Genomic DNA, 17,994 nt, shown 5'->3' with positions numbered 1-17,994 from the left:
TGTGAGCTACGACACAATCGTCCAGGGCGGTCGGTGGTTCGACGGCACCGGCGCCGCATCCGCCATCCGCGACATCGGGATCCGTGACGGCGTCGTCGCCGAGGTCAGCGTCGAACCCCTCGACGTGACCGACTGCCCGCAGGTGATCGAGGCGCACGGCCGATGGGTGATCCCCGGGATGGTCGACATCCACACGCACTACGACATCGAGGTCCTCGACGCCCCCGGCCTGTCGGAGTCCGTGCGACACGGTGTGACGACCGTGCTCGTCGGTTCGTGCTCGCTGTCCACGGTGCACGTCGACGGCACCGACGCGGGTGACCTGTTCGGACGGGTGGAGGCGATCCCGCGCGAACACGTCATCGACGCCGTCGACCGCAACAAGGACTGGCGCTGCTGCGAGCAGTACATCCACGCCCTCGAGTCACGGGCGTTGGGGCCGAACGTCGCGGCGTTCCTCGGCCACTCCGACATGCGCGCCGCCGCGATGGGACTCGACCGGGCGACCCGCTCCGACACGCGCCCGACCCGCTCCGAGATGGCGCAGATGGAACGGTGGCTCGCCGACGCCCTCGACGCCGGCTTCGTCGGCCTGTCGTCGCAGCAGCTGCTGTTCGACAAGCTCGACGGCGAGACGTGCCGGTCGCGGACGCTGCCGTCGACGTATGCCCGACCGAGCGAGCTCCGCCGGTTGAAGAACCTGGTGCGTCGGACCGGTCGCGTCCTGCAGTCGGGGCCGGACATCACCCACCCGCGTGACGTCGTCTCCCAGGCCGTCCAGTCCCTGGGGATCGGACGTCCCCGCCTCAAGACAAGCCTGCTCTCCGCCGCGGACATCAAGGCCAACCCGCAGGCGGTCCGCATCATGGGTCCGCTCGCCGGCATCGTGAACCGGCTCGGCGGCGACTTCCGCTGGCAGCATCTGCCGGTGCCGTTCGAGGTCTACGCCGACGGTATCGACCTCGTCATCTTCGAGGAGTTCGGCAGTGGCGCAGCGGCCCTGCATCTGCGCGACGACATCGCCCGCGACTCGCTGATCAGGGACGAGCAGTACCGCCGCCGGTTCCGCGCCGACTACGAGAAGAAGTTCGGACCCCGCGTGTGGCACCGCGACCTGTTCGACGCGCAGATCGTCGCGTGCCCGGACGAGACGGTGATCGGCAGGTCGTTCGGTGAGGTCGGTCGGGACCGGGGCGGTCTGCACCCCGTCGACGCGTTCCTCGACCTCGTCGTCGAGCACGGCCGCGCGCTGCGCTGGCGGACGACCATCTCCAACCACCGCCCGGAGATCCTGCGTCAGATGGCCCGCGAACCGGGGATCCAGATGGGGTTCTCCGACGCGGGTGCCCACCTGCGCAACATGGCCTTCTACAACTTCGGCCTGCGGCTGCTGCGCCACGTGCGCGACGAGCAGCTCGCCGGCCGGGAGTTCCTGTCGGTGGAGGCCGCCGTGCACCGCCTGACCGGCGAACTGGCCGACTTCTACGACATCGATGCCGGTCACCTCCGGGTCGGCGACCGGGCTGATCTCGTCGTGATCGATCCCGCCGCGCTGGACGCGCGGCTCGACGAGTACCACGAGAGCCCGGTCGAGGCGTTCGGCGGTCTGCCGCGCATGGTCAACCGCAACGACGGTGCGATCGACGCGGTACTCGTCGGCGGGTCGACCGTCGTCCGCGGCGGCTGTCCGACCGAGGTGATCGGAGCTCGTCGGACGGGACGCTTCCTGCGCGCAGGCGTCCGCGACACCGCTCCGGTGCCCACGCCCACGCCCACCGACGAGCCTGTCGCACATGCCGTCTGATCCGACGGCGGCCGTGACAGGCCTCTGGCAGGCGCTGTCGGACCGCGACTGGGACGGCGTCGCCGCCCATCTGTCCGACGACTGCATCTACGTCGACATGCCGGTCGGGCCGACGCTCGCCGCACGCGGTCCGGTGGACATCGTCAAGCGGCTCCGAGTGGGTATCGCACCTCTGGCGGCCTATCGGAACCACCCGGGGACGCTCGTGCGTGACGGCGACGTCGTCATGTACGAGCACTCGGAGTCGTGGGAGTGGGCGACGGGTGAGACCGCCGAGTTGCCGTTCGTCTCGGTGCACCGGGTACGTGACGGCAAGGTCGCGCTGTGGAAGGACTACTGGGACTTCGGCGGACTCGCCAACACCGCCCCGCCGACGTGGCTCCAGGAACTCGCAGGTGCCGACACGTCCTGGATCTTCGACGCCACCGGCCTCGTCTGAACCGAGTACCCGAACCCGCACCCGCACCTCGGGGCCCCACCCCGGTGTGAACTCCCCGAGCGTGCACCAGATCCCGCCGAGCGTGCAGTAGACACCGCCGAGCATGCACCAGATTCCGCCGAGCGTGCACCAGATTCCGCCGAGCGTGCACTTCTGCACTGTCGACGAGATCTGGTGCACGGTCGAGGGAATCGAGTGCACGCTCGGCGCACCGTTGTGGCACGCTCGGCGAGTGCGACCCGGGGGGTTAGCGCAGGGTCAGCGGAGGGCGGCGGAGAGGACCTCGGACCAGGTCGCGACGACCTGTTTGCGACGGGCGGAGTCGTCGGAGAGCGTGTCGGCCAGCCCCAGTCCGCGGGCCATGTCGAGCGTGGCCTGGACGAGCCGGTGCACGTGCGGCGGCGCGTCGACACCGGCCAGCGACTCGACCGTCATACGGTGCGCCGCGCTGCCGAAGCGCTGCTCGAGCGGCAGGATCATCTCGCGCAGAGCGGGATCCGACGCCGCCGCACTCCACACCTGCAGCGCCGCCTTGAAGTGCAGTCCGGTGTAGACGTCGACCGCCCGCGTCACGACGGCCTCGACGCGACCGGGCCCGTCGGGAAGGGTGTCGTCGACGACGGACGCGCGTGCCGTCAACTCCTCGAACGTCGCCTCCAGTGCGGAGGTGATGAGACTCTCCCGCGTCGGGAAGTGATGTTGCGCAGCGCCTCTCGACACGCCTGCCCGCTCGGCGACGACAGCGACGGTCGTCGCCGACCATCCCTCCGCCGCCAGCATGTCGATCGTCGCGTCCAGCAGTCGCTTCCGGGTCGCCCGCGACCGGCTCTGCTGCGGCTCACGCACCCCGGTCATGCCGACACCCCGGATCCGGAGACCCACGACGGCTCGCGCCGCTGCAGGAACGCCGTCATGCCCTCCCGGGCCTCGTCGGAGGCGAACAACGCGGCGGACTCGTCGCGACGCTGATCGGCGAGTCGGTCGAACAACTCCCGGGTCACGGTGTTGACGACCTTCTTCGACTCCCGGAGACCCTGCGGGGACGCCTTGGCGATGTTCGCGGTGAGGCCGGCGACGGTCTCCCCGACGGCGTCCGCGTCGTCGACGGCGATGGTCACCAACCCCATCTCCTGCGCCTGCGCGGGCCCGAACTTCTCCCCGGTCAGGAAATACCGGCTGGCGGCGCGCGAGTCCATCTTCGGCAGGAGAGTCAACGAGATCATCGACGGCGCCAGACCGAGGCGCGCCTCGGTCAGAGCGAACGTGGTCGACGGCCCGACGACGACGATGTCGCAGGCCCCGACGATCCCGAGTCCACCGGCGCGCACGTGTCCGTCGATCCGCGCGATCACGGGCTTCGACGACGTGATGATCGCCCGCAGGATGGCGGTCATCGCCTCCGTCCCCGCGGCCGACGCCTCCTCCGGTGAGAGCCCCGACGTCATCGCCGCGGACAGATCCGCACCGGCGCAGAAGGTCCCGCCCGTGTGGGTGAGCACCACCGACCGCACCGAGGTGTCGCCGTCGACCGCCGCGAGATGGTCCCGCAGCTGTCCGGTCAGCGCCGGCGACAGCGCGTTCCGGTTCGCCGGCGAGTCCAGGGTGATCGTCGCGACGCCACCCGAGTCGGACCGGGTGACGACGGTGTCGGAGGTGGTGTCGGCCATGGGACTCAGTACGACTTCGGCAGGCCGAGGCTGGTCTGCGCGACGAAGTTGAGCACCATCTCGCGGCTCACCGGTGCGACGCGGGCGATGCGGCAGAGGTTGAGCAGCGGCGCGACGCCGTACTCGGTCGACAACCCGTTGCCGCCCATGGACTGCACGGCCTGGTCGACGATCTTCACGCACGCCTCGGCGGCGGCGTACTTCGCCATGTTGGCCGGTTCCGCGGCACCCCAGTCGTCGCCGGCGTCGTAGAACGAGGCCGCCTTCTGCATCATCAGCTTGGCCATCTCGAGCTCGATCTTGCCCTGCGCCAACGGGTGTGCGATCGCCTGGTGTGCGCCGATGGGCGTCTTCCACACCGTGCGGGTGGTGACGTAGTCGACGGCCTTGCCCAGCGCGAAGCGCGCCATGCCGATCGCCGACGCGGCGGCCATGATGCGTTCCGGGTTGAGGCCCGCGAACAGCTGGCTCAGCGCCGCGTCCTCGGATCCGACGAGCGCGTCCGCCGGGAGCCGGACGTCGTCGAGGAAGAGTTGGAACTGCTTCTCGGGGTTGATCAGCTCCATCTCGATCTGCCGGTACTCGAAGTTCGGCGCGTCGGTGGGGACGATGAACAGCGCGGGCTTGAGCTTGCCGGTCCTCGCGTCCTCGGTGCGCGCGACGATCAGCACGGCCTCGGCCTGGTCCACCCCGGAGATCCACACCTTGCGACCACTGAGCAGCCACTCGTCGCCGTCACGGCGTCCGGTGGTCGTGATCTGGTGCGAGTTGGACCCCGCCTCGGGTTCGGTGATGCCGAACGCCATGGTGATGGTGCCGTCGGCGAGGCCCGGCAGCCAGCGCTGACGCTGCTCGTCGGTGCCGAAACGCGCGATGATGTTGCCGCAGATGGCCGGCGACACGACCATCATGAGCAGACCGGTGCCCGACGCGGCGAGCTCCTCCATGACGATGGCCAGCTCGTACATGCCGGCGCCACCGCCGCCGTACTCCTCGGGGAGGTTGACGCCCAGGAAGCCGAGCTTGCCGGCCTCGGCCCACAGCTCGTCGGTCTTGCGGCCCTCTCGGGCACACTTCTGGAAGTAGTCCGGCCCGAAACGCGCGGCCAGCGCGGCCACCGAGGCACGCAGCGCGGCGCGCTCGGGGGTCTCGACGAACGGGTTGGCGGGCACCTCGGTGGTGGGACGCTCGGATGTCGCGGTCATGCGGTCACTTCCTCTTCACTGATCACGGCGAGTACATCACCCACCGCCAATTGGTGTCCGGCCGACACTGCGAGCTCGGTCACGACGCCGTCGGCCGGGGCGTGCACCGTGTGTTCCATCTTCATGGCCTCCAGCCACAGCAGCGGCTGGCCCTGCACCACTCGGTCGCCGACGGCGACGGCCACACGGACCACCGCTCCCGGCATGGGCGCGAGGAGCGATCCGGGCGCCCCGACGGCCGTCGGGTCGACGAAGCGTGGTGCCTCGGTGAGCGCCAGGGACCCGACAGCGGTGTCGACGTGGACCGTCGCGATGCCGTCCGCGTCCGGGTACGCCGACACACGGTGGGGCACCCGGACGCCGTCGACCTCGAGGACGACGACGTCGGCGTCCACCGACGCCACGGCGATCGCAGGATCGTCGGGCAGCTCGATGCCGGTGCGGGTCGCGCGGTAGCGGACGGCGACCTCGTCGCCGTCGGGACCCACGAAGGACCGGCTCTGTGGCGCTGCCGCCAGGTTGCGCCACCCGGCCGGCACGCCCCGCTGGACGACGGCCGCCGCCCGTTCGCGGGCGGAGGCGGCGAGAGCTGCGGCGACGACCGCCCTGCGGGTCGCACCGTCGTCGAGCAGCGGCGCGGCGAGCACATCGAGGCCGACCTGGTCGAGGTAACCGGTGTCGGTGTCACCGGTGGCGAACTGCTCGTCACGCAGGATCCGCACCAGCAGATCGCGATTGGTCCCCGGCCCGTGTACGCGGGCCCGTGTCAACGCGCCGGCGAGCATGGCCGCCGCCCGGCGCCGTGTCGGCGCCCACGAGATAACTTTGGCCAGCATCGGGTCGTAGTAGACGGAGATCTCGCTGCCGTCGGCGATGCCGGAGTCGACGCGGACACCCGGCGTCACGAGGGCGTCGAACGTGACGTCGCCCGGGATGTCGACGTGGTGCACCCGTCCCGACTGCGGCGACCACCCGTTCGCGGGGTCCTCGGCGTAGAGGCGCACCTCGATGGAATGTCCACGTGTGGCGGGCGGGGTGTCGTCGAGCGTTTCGCCGTCGGCGATGCGCAGCTGCCACTCGACGAGGTCGAGTCCGGTGGTGGCCTCGGTGACCGGGTGCTCCACCTGCAGACGGGTGTTCATCTCCAGGAAGTAGAAGCGGCCGGCACCGTCGGCGAGGAACTCCACCGTGCCGGCGCCGACGTAGTCGATGGCCGACGCCGCGGAACGAGCGGCGGCGAACAGCCGGTCGCGCAGGTCGCCACCGATCCGCTCGACGAGTGGCGCGGGCGCCTCCTCGACGATCTTCTGGTGGCGCCGTTGGATGGAGCACTCGCGCTCCCCCACGGCCCAGACCGTTCCGTGGGTGTCGGCGAGCACCTGCACCTCGATGTGGTGTCCGCGTTCGACATACGGCTCGCAGAACACCGTCGGGTCGCCGAAGGCCGACGCCGCCTCGCGGGCCGCGCCCTCCACCTCGTCGGCGAGGACGGTGATGTCGCGGACCACGCGCATCCCGCGTCCACCGCCACCGGCCGACGCCTTCACCAGCACGGGCAGATCGGACGCCTCGATCGACGTCGGGTCGAGGTCGCCGAGGATCGGCACGTCGGAGTCGGCCATGAGCGCCTTGGCGTTCACCTTGGAGCCCATCGCGGTGATCGCGGCGGGCGGCGGGCCGATCCAGGTGAGGCCGGCGTCGACGACGGCCCGCGCGAACGCGGCGTTCTCCGAGAGGAATCCGTATCCGGGGTGGACCGCGTCGGCACCGGATGTGCGCGCCGCGGCGATGATGGCGTCGACGTCGAGATAGGTCTGCGCCGACGTCGTACCCGGCAGGCGCACAGCGCGATCCGCCGCGAGGACATGGGGCGACCCGGCGTCGGGGTCGGAGAAGACGGCGACGGTCGCGATGCCGAGACGGGAACAGGTGGCGAACACGCGCAGGGCGATCTCGCCCCGGTTGGCCACGAGGACGGAGGTGATCATCGTGGTGCCCCTCACATCCGGAAGACGCCGAAGTTCGACGTCCCCTCGACCGGCGCGGAATCGATGGCCGACAACGCGATCCCCAGGATGGTGCGGGTGTCGCGTGGGTCGATGACACCGTCGTCGTAGAGCATCCCCGACAGGAAGGCCGGCAACGACTGCTCCTCGATCTGGGCCTCGATCATCGCGCGCATCCCCGCCTCGGCCTCGGCGTCGACGGTGCCGCCCCGCGCCTCGGTGGCGGTGCGCGAGACCATCGCGATGACACCCGACAACTGCTGGGCGCCCATGACGGCGGATTTGGCACTGGGCCAGGCGAAGACGAACCGGGGATCGAAGGCGCGGCCACACATCCCGTAGTGACCGGCGCCGTAGCTGGCGCCGACGAGCACCGAGATGTGCGGCACCGTCGAGTTGGAGACGGCGTTGATCATCATCGACCCGTGCTTGACGATGCCACCCTGCTCGTACTCCTTGCCCACCATGTACCCGGTGGTGTTGTGCAGGAACAGCAGTGGCGTGTTCGACCTGTTGGCGAGCTGGATGAACTGCGTCGCCTTCTGCGACTCGGCGCTGAACAGCACGCCCTGCGCGTTGGCGAGGATCCCGACCGGGTACCCGTGGATGCGTGCCCAGCCGGTGCAGAGCGAGGAGCCGTACTCTGCCTTGAACTCGTCGAAGTCGCTGTCGTCGACGACGCGGGCGATCACGTCGCGCGGGTCGAACGGGATCTTCAGGTCGCCGGGGACGATGCCCATCAGCTCCTCGGGGTCGAATCGCGGCTCGACCACCGGCGCCACCGGACCGGGCCCGGTCTTGCGCCAGTTCAACCGGGCGACGATGCGGCGACCGATGCGGATCGCGTCCTGCTCGTCGCGGGCGAAGTAGTCGGCGAGACCACTGCGCCGCGCGTGCATGCTCGCACCGCCGAGCGACTCGTCGTCGCTGTCCTCACCGGTGGCCATCTTCACCAGCGGCGGACCCCCGAGGAACACCTTCGACTGGTTCTCGATCATGACCGTGTGGTCGCTCATGCCGGGCACGTAGGCGCCGCCGGCGGTGGAGTTGCCGAACACGAGCGCGATGGTCGGGATGCCCGCGGCGGACAGCTGCGTGATGTCGCGGAACATGCGGCCGCCGGGGATGAAGACGTCCTTCTGCGTCGGCAGGTCGGCGCCGCCGGACTCCACCAGCGAGATGCAGGGCAGGCGGTTGGCCATCGCGATCTCGTTGGCGCGGAACCCCTTGCGCAGGGTCCACGGGTTCGAGGTGCCGCCACGCACTGTGGGGTCGTTGGCGACGATCATGCACTCGACGCCGGAGACCACACCGATACCGATCACCATCGACGCCCCGACGGCGAAGTCGGAGCCGTAGGCGGCCAGCGGACACAGCTCGAGGAACGCGGTGTCGCGGTCGATGAGGAGCTCGATGCGCTCCCGGGCCAACAGCTTCCCGCGCTTGTGGTGGCGCTCGACGTACTTCTCACCGCCGCCGGCGAGGGCCTTCGCGAACTGCTCCTCGAGTCCCGCGAGCTTCTCGGTCATCGTGGTGGCGTTCTCGACGAAGGCCGGGTCCGCGGGATCGACGGTCGAGCGCAGAGCCGTCATGCCTTGCTGCCTTTCATGCCTGGTAGCCCAGTCGCTTCGCGGCGAGCCCGGTGAGGATCTCCGTGGTGCCGCCGCCGATGCCGATGATGCGCATGTCGCGGTACTGCCGCTCGATCTCCGATTCGGCCATGTACCCGAGGCCGCCGAACAGCTGCATCGCCTTGTTCGCGACCCATTCACCCGCCTCGACCGCGGTGTTCTTGGCGAAGCACACCTCGGCGATGAGGTCGTCCGAGCTGCTCACCTTCCGGTCGACCACGGCGCGGGTGTAGGTGCGGGCGATGTCGATGCGGCGTGCCATCTCGGTGACGCTGTCCTGCACCGACTGTCGGGCGATGAGCGGTTTGCCGAAGGTCTCACGGGTACGGACCCATTCGAGGGTGATGTCGAGACACCGTTGGGCGCTGGCGTACGCCTGCGTGGCGAGACCGGCCCGTTCGGTGACGAACGCCGCGGCGATCTGGGTGAACCCGCTGTTCTCGACACCGACCAGGTTGGCCACCGGGACGCGGGCGTCGACGAAGCTGAGTTCAGCGGTGTCGGAGCAGCGCCAGCCCATCTTGTCGAGCTTGCGGCTGACCGAGAACCCCGGGGTGTCGGTGTCGATCACGAGCAGGGAGACACCCCCTGCACCGGGACCGCCGGTACGGACCGCCGTGACGACGAAGTCGGCACGGACCGCGGAGGTGATGTAGGTCTTCGCACCGTTGACCACGAAGTGGTCGCCGTCGCGCACGGCCTTCGTCGTCAGGTGGCCGACGTCGCTGCCACCGCCGGGCTCGGTGATGGCGAGGCTTCCGATCTTCTCCCCGGCCAGCGTCGGTCGCACCCAGCGGTCGATCTGGTCGGGGTCTCCGGCGGCGATGAGATGCGGGAGGGCGATGCCGTGGGTGAACAGCGACGCGTAGATGCCGCCGGCCGCACCGCGTTCGTGCAACACCTCACCGGCGATGGTCGCGTCGACGAGATCGCCGCCCGATCCACCCACCGACTCCGGGAACCCGACACCGAGCAGACCGAGCTTGGCGGCCTCGAGGTGCAGTTCGCGCGGGATCAGACCGTCCCGCTCCCAGTCGTTCTGGTACGGCAGGATGTGACGCTCGACGAATCCGGCGACGGTGCTGCGCAACTCGCGGCGTTCCGGGGTGTTCCAGGCGGGTGTCGCAAGACTCATTCAGATGACCTCGAATCGGTGGGGGATGTCGACGACCCGCGAGCGCAACCACTCGCCGAGTCCTTTGGCCTGCGGGTCGAATCGGACGTTGTCGGCGACGCCGCGGCCGAGGATGCCCTCGATCACGAAGTTCACCGCGAGCAGGTTGGGCAGTCGATGGCGGGTGATCGTGAGATCGGCCGCCTCGGGCAGCAGGACGCGCAGCGCGTCGACGGTGAGTGTCTCGTCGAGCCAGGCGAACTCGTCCTCGCCGCGTACCCACACGCCGATGTTGGCGCTGCCGCCCTTGTCCCCGCTGCGGGCGCCGGCGATCCGGCCCAGCGGTGCGCGCGTGGTCGGACCCCAGTCACGGGGCCCGGGGACGTCGTCGGGATCGAGCGGGGGCAGCTCACCCCGCACGGGACTCGGCGGGATGCGGATGACGGTGCCGTCGGGCAGTGTCGCGCGGTGGTCGAGCGCGGCGGCGTCGACGTGTCCGGGCTCGAAGACGCCGAACGGTGCGCCCGCGGCCGGTGGTGCGGTGAGGCTGAAACCGGGGTAGCTGGCGAGCGCGAGTTCGACCGCGGCGGCGGAGAACCCTCGTCCGACGGCGTCGGGGTCGGTGCTGCGCCCGACCACCCGGAGCAGTGCGCTGGCCTGTGCCTCGGTGCCCGCGTCGGGGCGATCGGTCCGCGACAGCTCCCAGGTGAGGGATTCGGGCTTCGTCGGCAGCGACGACTCGAACTGCTCGGTGACGAGCGCCGCCTTCTGCTCGATGTCGAGGCCGGTGAGGATCATCGTCACCTCGTTGCGGAACCCCGCCAGGGTGTTCAAGGAGACCTTGGTGGTCGTCGGCGGGACCTCGCCGCGCACCCCGCTCATCCGGACGCGGTCGGTGCCGACCTGCTCGAGACGGATCGAGTCCATCCGCGTGGTCACGTCCGGGCCGAGGTAGCGCGGGCCCCCGATCTCGTAGAGGAGTTGCGCGGTCACGGTGCCGACGGTGACCGCTCCACCCGTACCGGCGTGCTTGGTGATGACCGATGACCCGTCGTCGGACACCTCCGCGAGGGGGAACCCGGGGTGGGTGAGGTCGGCGATCTCGGCGAAGAACGCGTAGTTGCCGCCCGTGGCCTGGGTACCGCACTCGATCACGTGACCGGCCGCCACGGCGCCGGCCAGGCGATCGAGGTCGGTGGCGTCCCAGCCGAAGTGGTGCACGGCGGGACCGACCACCAGGGATGCGTCGGTGACCCGGCCGGTGACGACGACGTCGGCCCCGGCGTCGAGCGCGGCGGCGATGCCGAAGCCACCGAGGTAGGCGTTGGCGGTCAGCGGTGTGCCGAGGCCGAGTTCGTCGGCGCGGTCGACGAGGTCGTCGCCGTCGACGTGCGCGACGCGGACCTCCAGACCGAGGTCGGCTGCGAGAGCACGGATCTGGTCGGCGAGGCCCGTCGGGTTGAGACCGCCGGCGTTGGCCACGATCCGCACACCCCGCTCGTGGGCGAGGGCGAGGTTCTCGCGCATCTGACGCAGGAACGTCGAGGCGTATCCGCGGTCGGGGTGCTTCATCCTGTCGCGGCCGAGGATGAGCATCGTCAGCTCGGCGAGGTAGTCGCCGGTGAGGTAGTCGAGCTCGCCGCCCTCGAGCATCTCCCGGACCGCGGCGAAACGGTCACCGTAGAAGCCCGACGCGTTGCCGATGCGGACCGGCGTCGTCGCGGTCATCGGGCCACCGCCGCGTCGACGCGAGGTGCGCGCCCCGGGCCGGGTGCGCCGGCGAAACACTGTGCGATGGCCGTCCATTCGGTGGCGTCGTCGCCGACCACGGTGAGGCCGAGGTCCTCCGGGGCGCGGCGCTGCGTGACGAGCAGGCAGAAGTCGACGGCGCTGCCGGTGACGCGGTCGGTCGCGTCCTGCGGCCCCCAGGTCCACTCGTCGCCCGAGGGACCGGTCAGCTCGATGCGGAACTCGTCGGCGGGCGGGGTCTTCCCCCGCAGGACGTAGGCGAAGTCGCGGGTACGCGCGCCGATGTGCGCGACAGCCTTCAGGCGGTCCGTCGGCTCGACGGTGACGCCGAGGGCGTCGGCGACGTCCTGTCCGTGCGCCCAGTACTCCATGATCCGCGCGGTCGCCATGGACGCCGCCGACATCGGCGGGCCGAACCACGCGAGCTTGGTGCCGGCGGGGGTCGCGAGCAACGCGTCGGCGAGGGCCGCGCGCATGTCGCGCCACTGCCGCAGCAGGTCCGCGGGCGGCTGTGCGGCCATCTGTGCCGCGGCGTCGTCGATGAAGTTCGCGGGGTCCGCTGCTCCCTCGGCGAGGACCACGGCGAAGCCGTCGGGGTCGGTGGCCGAGACCGTCGCGACCCTGTCCGTCCACGCCAGATGGCCGACCTGGTCGGCGACCGTCCACCCCTCGGCGGGCGTCGGGGTGAGCCACTGCGTGTCGTCGAGTCCCGCGACGAGGTCGTCGAGGGATGCGGCCTCGGCGGTCATGTCGTCGACGAGGTCACGGAGAACCGTCATGGGACGACCACATCACCGGCTGGGCAAAAAAGCAAGCATGCTTGCTTGTTTTATTCCCGGCCGCCGCCCCTCCCCCGTCGAGTGGGCGGTTGGAGACGTCGAGTGGGCGGTTGGATGCGTCGAGTGGGCGGCAGGCGTCGTCAGACGCCCACTCGACGTCCAGAAACGCCCACTCGACGTTCGTAAACGCCCACTCGACGGGGGCGGGAGTCAGAGATGCGGTCAGGTGAGGTGGACAGCCGCGGTCGCCTGCGCCAGGACGGTGTCGCCGTCGCGGAGTTCGGCGACCAGCGACACGACGCGGCGTCCCGCGCGTACGACGCGGGTGTCGATGGTCAACTCGTCGACGTCGACCGGCGGTGACCGGAAGAAGTCGACGGCGAAGTCCGCGAGGCGATAGCCCTGACCGGCCCCCGTCCTCGACTGCCCCGCCCACGAACACGCCTGCGCGATCGCCGCGGCGACGACACCCCCGTGCATCGACCCGAGCGCGTTGGCCATCCACGGCGCCGGACGGAACCGCGCGCCGTCGGCCGTCGGACTGACGCCGAGCACGTCGGCCAGCGGACCCCCGCCGATCCTCCCGTCCACGATCGCCGCGACGACCTGCTCACCGGTGAGGACCGGATCGATCGCCGGGGGTGCCGGGGCGTCGGCGGGCAGCGACGACGGGACAGGCCACCCGCGCGCCCCACCCGACGCGCCGGCACCGGTGAGGCGTTCGATCAGGGCGTCGTCGAACACGCGACCCGTCCGGGCACTGCGGGCGAGGACGGTCGCGACCAGGTCGTCACCGGCGGTGACGTCGACGGTGGTGAGCCCGAACGCCCCACTGTCGTGGCGCAGGGTGGCGACCGCGGTCAGCACCCCTTCCGTGGCGACCTCGACCCCGGTGGTGGCGAACGCGAGACTCGCCTGCACCACGCCTCGATCGGGTGGGGTCTGCGCGACGAACGGCGCGCCCGCCGCGGAGTCGACGAGGACTGCCCATGCGGCGATGTCCACGGACCCACGGTGATCGACGAGGAGCCCGCCGAGACGCTGTCGCATCCGGGTGGCCGGTGCCGTCGGCGGTTCGCCGCCCACGCCGAACACGGTGAGGGGGTCGTCGCCGATCGTCGGGGAGGCGGAGGCGGCTGAGGTCATGTCAGGATGCTTACCAGCAGCAACGACGACGTCCGGACGTGAGGAGGTGCGAGTGAGTCGGACACCACACCCCGGCATCACCGCGCTCCTGACGGGTCAGCGTGGTGCCATGGCCGCCGCGACCTCGTCGAGCGTCATGGGCGGGAGGCCGTGGTGGTCGGCGTAGGCCAGCAGCTGCAGTTCCGAGGGCGCGTGTCGACCGACGAAGTTGCCCGCCGCGCTGATGACCTCCCCGGTGAGCGGCGCCGATCGCGGTGACAGCAGGTGGGCGTACACGCCGGTGACGTACTCCGCCGGAGCGGGATTCGCCGCGACGGCGTGTATCCCGTCGTCGAGGATTCCGCGCTCCCGCAGGTCGTCGATGTGTCGGTGGTAGTCGTCCCCGGTCGACAGGCGCGTCCGCGCACCGGGCAGGACGACGTTCACCCGGACAGCTGCGTCCCGGAGGTCGGCCGCGGCCGCCATCGCCAACCCCGTCACCCCGGCCTTGGCGGCCGGGTAGGCGGATCCGCCGAAGATGCCTGTCGCGGCCGCCGATCCGCTGAGGACGATGGATCCCCCGCCCGCATCGGCGAGTACCGGCGCGGCCGCCCGGGTGAGTTCGAACGCACTCGTCAGGTGACTCGCGACCACCTCCGCGAACTCCTCGGAATCGATGGTGAGGATCGACGATCCCGGCGGTTCGGCGATCCCGGCACAGTTCGCGACGCCGTCGAGACGACCGAACGACTCGACCGCCGCGCGGACGACGGCGTGGGCGACCGCGGGGTCGGCGACAGACCCCGTGACACCGAGAGCACGGCCACCCGAGGAGGCGATCGCCTCGACGACATCGTCGACGACGAACCCGTCGCGGCCGTTGACGACGACCGCCGCGCCGAAGGTCGCCAGGCGACCGACCAGGGCCGCCCCGATCCCCCGGCTCGACCCGGCGACCGCGTACACCTGTCCCGCAAGGGGCTGCGGGTCCCCGCTCACGTCGCGGGGTGGAGTCGGTCGTGCGTCGGATCGGTGGTCGCGGTGACGTCGTTCGCCCAGCGGTAGTCGGGTTTGCCGCTCGGCGTCCGCAGGACGGTGTCGACGACCCAATACGCGCGGGGGATCTTGTAGCCGGCCAACCTGTTCCGCAGGTGAGCGTCCAGATCGTCGACGTCGAGCGCCGACCCGGACACGCTCACGACCGCTGCGACCCGATGCCCGAACCGGTCGTCGGGGATCCCCACGACGGTGGCGTCGACGACCGACGGGTGGGATTTGACGTGTCCCTCGACCTCCTCGACGAAGACCTTCTCGCCACCGGTGTTCACCACCTGTGAACCGCGGCCCAGCAGCGTGATCGTGCCGTCGGTGTCGATCCGGGCACGGTCACCGCTGACCACCATGCGCACACCGTCGTGCTCACGGAAGATGGTGGCGGTCTTCGCCGGGTCGTTCAGATATCCGACCGGGAGATACCCCGTCTTGGCGAACCAGCCCTCGCCCGGCGCCGACACCGGGGCACCGTCGTCGTCGATCACTGTGGCCCCACGTCCCGCCGGCACGCGCGGGCCCCCGCTGTAGGCGCTGTCGGCGAAGGAGGTGTCCGCGGCCGAGTAGACGGTGATCCCACCGAAACCGGTCTCCGACGATCCGATGGAGTCGCTGATGGCCGCCGTCGGCATGACCTCGAGCATCTGTCGCTTCAGCGCCGGCGAGAACAGTGCGGCACCGGAACTGATGGCGAGCAGCGAGGGCGCCACCACCGGCGTACCGGCTGCGGCCCGGGTCCTGGCCTCCTCGATCAGGGGCAGTGCCATGGCATCACCCGTGATCACCAGGATGTTCGCCTCCTGCCGCATCACCACGTCCCACACCGACGACGCGTCGAAGCGTGGTTCGTACATCACGGTGTTGCCGGAGAACAGGGCACCCAGCGAGGGCATGAGACCGGAGACGTGGATCAGCGGGGGCAGCATCAGGAACCGCATCCCCTGCGTCGCACCGGCCGCCGCGGACTCCGCCGCCGACCGCGACTGCTGCCGTTCGTCGGCGAGGAGCTCACCGGAGTAGAAGTCGATCCCGCCGCCCAGCACCCGCCAGATGTCGCAGTGGTGCCAGATCACACCCTTGGGGGCGCCCGTCGTCCCGCCGGTGTACATGAGGAAGCGGTCGTCGTCCGCGCGGGGACCGAAATCGCGGTCGGCGGAGAAGTTCTCGAGTGCCGTGTCGAGATCGGCGCCGGTGACGATGACCTCGGTGTCGAGCCCCTCGGCGGCCGCCTCAGCGACGTCGGCATGGCCGGGTTGCGTGAGCACCGCCCTGACCGTCGCGTCGCTGTAGACGTGCCGCGCCTCGTCGGCGCGGTAGCGATGGTTGACGTTGACCGCCGCGGCACGCAGCTTGTACGACGCGAGGAACGCGCACAGGGCGTCGATGTCGTTGTGCATGTGGACGCCGACATGGTCACCCGCTGTGACGCCACGCTCGGCGAGGAGGTGGGCGAGCCGGTTCGCGCGCGCCTCCACCGCGGAGAACGTGTACGGCGTCCCGGCGTCGACGACCGCGACGCGGTCGGGCACAGCGTCGACGGCATGCTCGAACAGGTCGGCCAGGTTCTGCGCCACGGTCTCCTCCTAGGAGCTGACGGGGGTGATCGGGATCAGTGACGTCGGGCGCCCCCGGTCGCTGAACTGGAACGTCGCACCGCCACTGAACCGCGCGACGGCGACCTCTCCGGACTCGGCGAGTTCCTCGTCACCCCAGCCGAAGTCGACGAGCAACGCGCCGTCGGCCACCCGGGCGCCCTCGACCACCCAGTGCGGGTCGACGGCCGTCGCGATCGCCTGCAGCGGGCCGAGGTGGTCGGGATCGATGAAGGTGATCCATCCGCCGTCGTCGACAGCGGGACCCCGCTGCGGGATCCGCACCGACACCGACCGGTCGTCGAGAGAACCGGACACCTCGAGCCCGACGTACTGATGGGGTCCGAGCACCGGGTGCAGCGCGAACACCCGCGCGAGTCCGGCGGCGTCGCGCGACAGGTCTAGCGCGGCACGGATGCGATCCGCGGCGAGTCCACAGATCCCGGTCAGCTGCTTGCGGACGAGCTTGTCGACGCCGGCCTCGTCTGTGCGTCGGCGGACCGCCCAGATGTATCCCAGTGCGAGCAGTTGGTGTTGCAGCGCCACCTCTTCCGCGGTCCGGACCAGGGTGCTGACCGCCCAGTCCCGGAACTGCAGGTCGTCGAGGAGGTCGCCGGAGTAGTCGGTCCACCCGGGCTCGGTGTGGTCGATCTGCGACAGGGCGATCGACGCGGCGGCGGTGTCGAACATCGCGGCGGTGTACGCCGGCAGTTCGAGGTCCTCGCGGCTGTCGTCGATGGTGACCGTCCACTCGCAGTGCGGTGTCCGGTCCGCCGGCCGGCGCGGGGGACGGTGTACCGGACGGATACGCGCCTTGCGGTTGGTGGCCACCGCGGTGGCGTCGAACGTGGGGTCCTCGATGGTGTGGCACATCGACGTCACGTACTCGTCGCCGAGCGGTTCGACGTCGAGCAGTGCGCCGCAGTGGTCGAGGACGAAGCGGCCCGTGTGGTCGTCGATGACCTCGTACCGGAAGTCCATGAACTGCGGCGGCGCACCGATGTCGAGCTGCAGACACTTGAACATGTCGGGCACGGTGTCCCCGGCGACGCCCATCGCCGCACGCATGCGGGCGGTGTAGACCGGGCTCGCGGCCATCCACTCCTCGATGGCCACCTGCGCCATCTCCTCGCGTCCGAACGCACCGATGACGTGCGCCATCCCGCTGCGGTCGATCAACTGGCCGGACAGCAGGAGTTCGGGGAGGAGGACGGCGAGCTGGTCCTGGGTGAGATCGCGGTAGGTCATGCCCTCACCAGAACGGGACAGGGGTCTGGCCCAGCGGATACCAGCCCGGGAGCGGGCCCGTCGCCTCGGCGACGCGGGTCATGCGTGCGCTCATCCCCTCGCTCAACACACCGTCGGTGATCATCTCCATGAAGAGGGCGACGACGTTGCCGTAGTCGAAGAAGTCGCGCTGCCAACCGAACTGGAAGTCCCCGGCGTACTTGAACCAGCTGCCCTGGATGCCCTCGAGTGCGTAGTGACTGCCGTCGGGACGGGTCGCCTCGTAGACCTGCTTCCACAGGCCGATCATGTCCCCGGTCCTCTCGTCGATCACCCACGACTGGTACGGGTACGTCCAGCCGTCGAGACCGTCCATCTCGAAACCGATGGCGTAGTCGCGGATCTCGTCGCGTCCGACGGCCATGAAGTCCCACTCGGGTCCGTAGTTCCATCCGTATGTCGCGTCCGGTGTGTAGAACTCGGCCAGATTGCGCCAGTCACCGGCCTTCTCGCCGTCGCGGTTCGCCTGGAGCCAGCGCTCGACCATCTCGTCGAGTTCAGCGCGATCGAATGCCATCAGAGGTGTGCCTTTCGGGGTGGGGTCGG

At 70.3% G+C, this 17,994-nt stretch carries 15 protein-coding genes; 2 read left to right on the top strand and 13 right to left on the bottom strand.

The window, feature by feature from the left end; all coding sequences use genetic code 11:
* Window position 1 precedes the first annotated feature (1 nt).
* On the top strand, window positions 2–1,804 hold the full coding sequence (locus tag LX14_RS12045) for an N-acyl-D-amino-acid deacylase family protein (RefSeq protein ID WP_253647425.1): 1,803 nt from the start codon (window positions 2–4) through the stop codon (window positions 1,802–1,804).
* Window positions 1,794–2,243 carry a nuclear transport factor 2 family protein gene (locus tag LX14_RS12040; RefSeq protein ID WP_253647424.1) on the top strand — a complete coding sequence of 150 codons (450 nt, stop codon included), beginning with the start codon at window positions 1,794–1,796 and terminating at the stop codon, window positions 2,241–2,243. The genes LX14_RS12045 and LX14_RS12040 overlap by 11 nt, the downstream gene beginning before the upstream one ends.
* Window positions 2,244–2,501: 258 nt before the next feature.
* Here LX14_RS12040 and LX14_RS12035 read toward each other — a convergent pair whose 3' ends face one another.
* The 13 genes from LX14_RS12035 to LX14_RS11975 all read right to left on the bottom strand — a co-directional run bounded on the left by LX14_RS12035 (window position 2,502) and on the right by LX14_RS11975 (window position 17,965).
* Window positions 2,502–3,098 (bottom strand): TetR/AcrR family transcriptional regulator, encoded by a 597-nt coding sequence (locus LX14_RS12035; RefSeq protein WP_253647423.1) that lies wholly within the window; start codon window positions 3,096–3,098, stop codon window positions 2,502–2,504.
* A complete protein-coding gene (locus tag LX14_RS12030) occupies window positions 3,095–3,910 on the bottom strand; it encodes an enoyl-CoA hydratase family protein (RefSeq protein WP_253647422.1) in 816 nt (271 codons plus the stop codon). Before LX14_RS12030 ends, LX14_RS12035 begins: the two co-directional genes overlap by 4 nt.
* A 5-nt stretch (window positions 3,911–3,915) precedes the next feature.
* A complete protein-coding gene (locus LX14_RS12025; protein ID WP_253647421.1) occupies window positions 3,916–5,115 on the bottom strand; it encodes an acyl-CoA dehydrogenase family protein in 1,200 nt (399 codons plus the stop codon).
* Entirely contained in the window at window positions 5,112–7,103 is a 1,992-nt protein-coding gene (locus tag LX14_RS12020) for an acetyl/propionyl/methylcrotonyl-CoA carboxylase subunit alpha (protein WP_253647420.1), read from the bottom strand. Before LX14_RS12020 ends, LX14_RS12025 begins: the two co-directional genes overlap by 4 nt.
* An 11-nt stretch (window positions 7,104–7,114) precedes the next feature.
* On the bottom strand, window positions 7,115–8,713 hold the full coding sequence (locus tag LX14_RS12015) for an acyl-CoA carboxylase subunit beta (protein WP_253647419.1): 1,599 nt from the start codon (window positions 8,711–8,713) through the stop codon (window positions 7,115–7,117).
* Between the two features lie 13 nt (window positions 8,714–8,726).
* Window positions 8,727–9,887: an acyl-CoA dehydrogenase family protein gene (locus LX14_RS12010; protein ID WP_253647418.1), complete on the bottom strand. Its 1,161-nt coding sequence runs from the start codon at window positions 9,885–9,887 to the stop codon at window positions 8,727–8,729.
* Window positions 9,888–11,594, bottom strand: coding sequence for an acyclic terpene utilization AtuA family protein (locus LX14_RS12005; RefSeq protein WP_253647417.1), 1,707 nt, complete (start codon window positions 11,592–11,594; stop codon window positions 9,888–9,890).
* Window positions 11,591–12,394: a TIGR03084 family metal-binding protein gene (locus LX14_RS12000; RefSeq protein WP_253647416.1), complete on the bottom strand. Its 804-nt coding sequence runs from the start codon at window positions 12,392–12,394 to the stop codon at window positions 11,591–11,593. Before LX14_RS12000 ends, LX14_RS12005 begins: the two co-directional genes overlap by 4 nt.
* Window positions 12,395–12,616: 222 nt before the next feature.
* Window positions 12,617–13,540: a PaaI family thioesterase gene (locus tag LX14_RS11995; RefSeq protein ID WP_253647415.1), complete on the bottom strand. Its 924-nt coding sequence runs from the start codon at window positions 13,538–13,540 to the stop codon at window positions 12,617–12,619.
* 96 nt (window positions 13,541–13,636) lie between these two features.
* Window positions 13,637–14,518, bottom strand: coding sequence for an SDR family NAD(P)-dependent oxidoreductase (locus LX14_RS11990; protein WP_253647414.1), 882 nt, complete (start codon window positions 14,516–14,518; stop codon window positions 13,637–13,639).
* The gene (locus tag LX14_RS11985; protein WP_253647413.1) at window positions 14,515–16,143 is read right to left on the bottom strand and encodes an AMP-binding protein; all 1,629 of its coding nucleotides are present in this window, start codon (window positions 16,141–16,143) and stop codon (window positions 14,515–14,517) included. Before LX14_RS11985 ends, LX14_RS11990 begins: the two co-directional genes overlap by 4 nt.
* A gap of 9 nt (window positions 16,144–16,152) precedes the next feature.
* A complete protein-coding gene (locus LX14_RS11980; protein WP_253647412.1) occupies window positions 16,153–17,409 on the bottom strand; it encodes a hypothetical protein in 1,257 nt (418 codons plus the stop codon).
* Window positions 17,410–17,413: 4 nt separating this feature from the next.
* Window positions 17,414–17,965, bottom strand: coding sequence for a Cif family virulence factor (locus tag LX14_RS11975; protein ID WP_253647411.1), 552 nt, complete (start codon window positions 17,963–17,965; stop codon window positions 17,414–17,416).
* Between the last annotated feature and the right edge of the window lie 29 nt (window positions 17,966–17,994).

This window comes from Williamsia deligens (genome assembly GCF_024171765.1).
GTDB lineage: Bacteria > Actinomycetota > Actinomycetes > Mycobacteriales > Mycobacteriaceae > Williamsia_A > Williamsia_A deligens.
The sequence above is the reverse complement of the archived record's forward strand: the minus strand, read 5'-3'. Positions and strand labels throughout refer to the sequence as shown.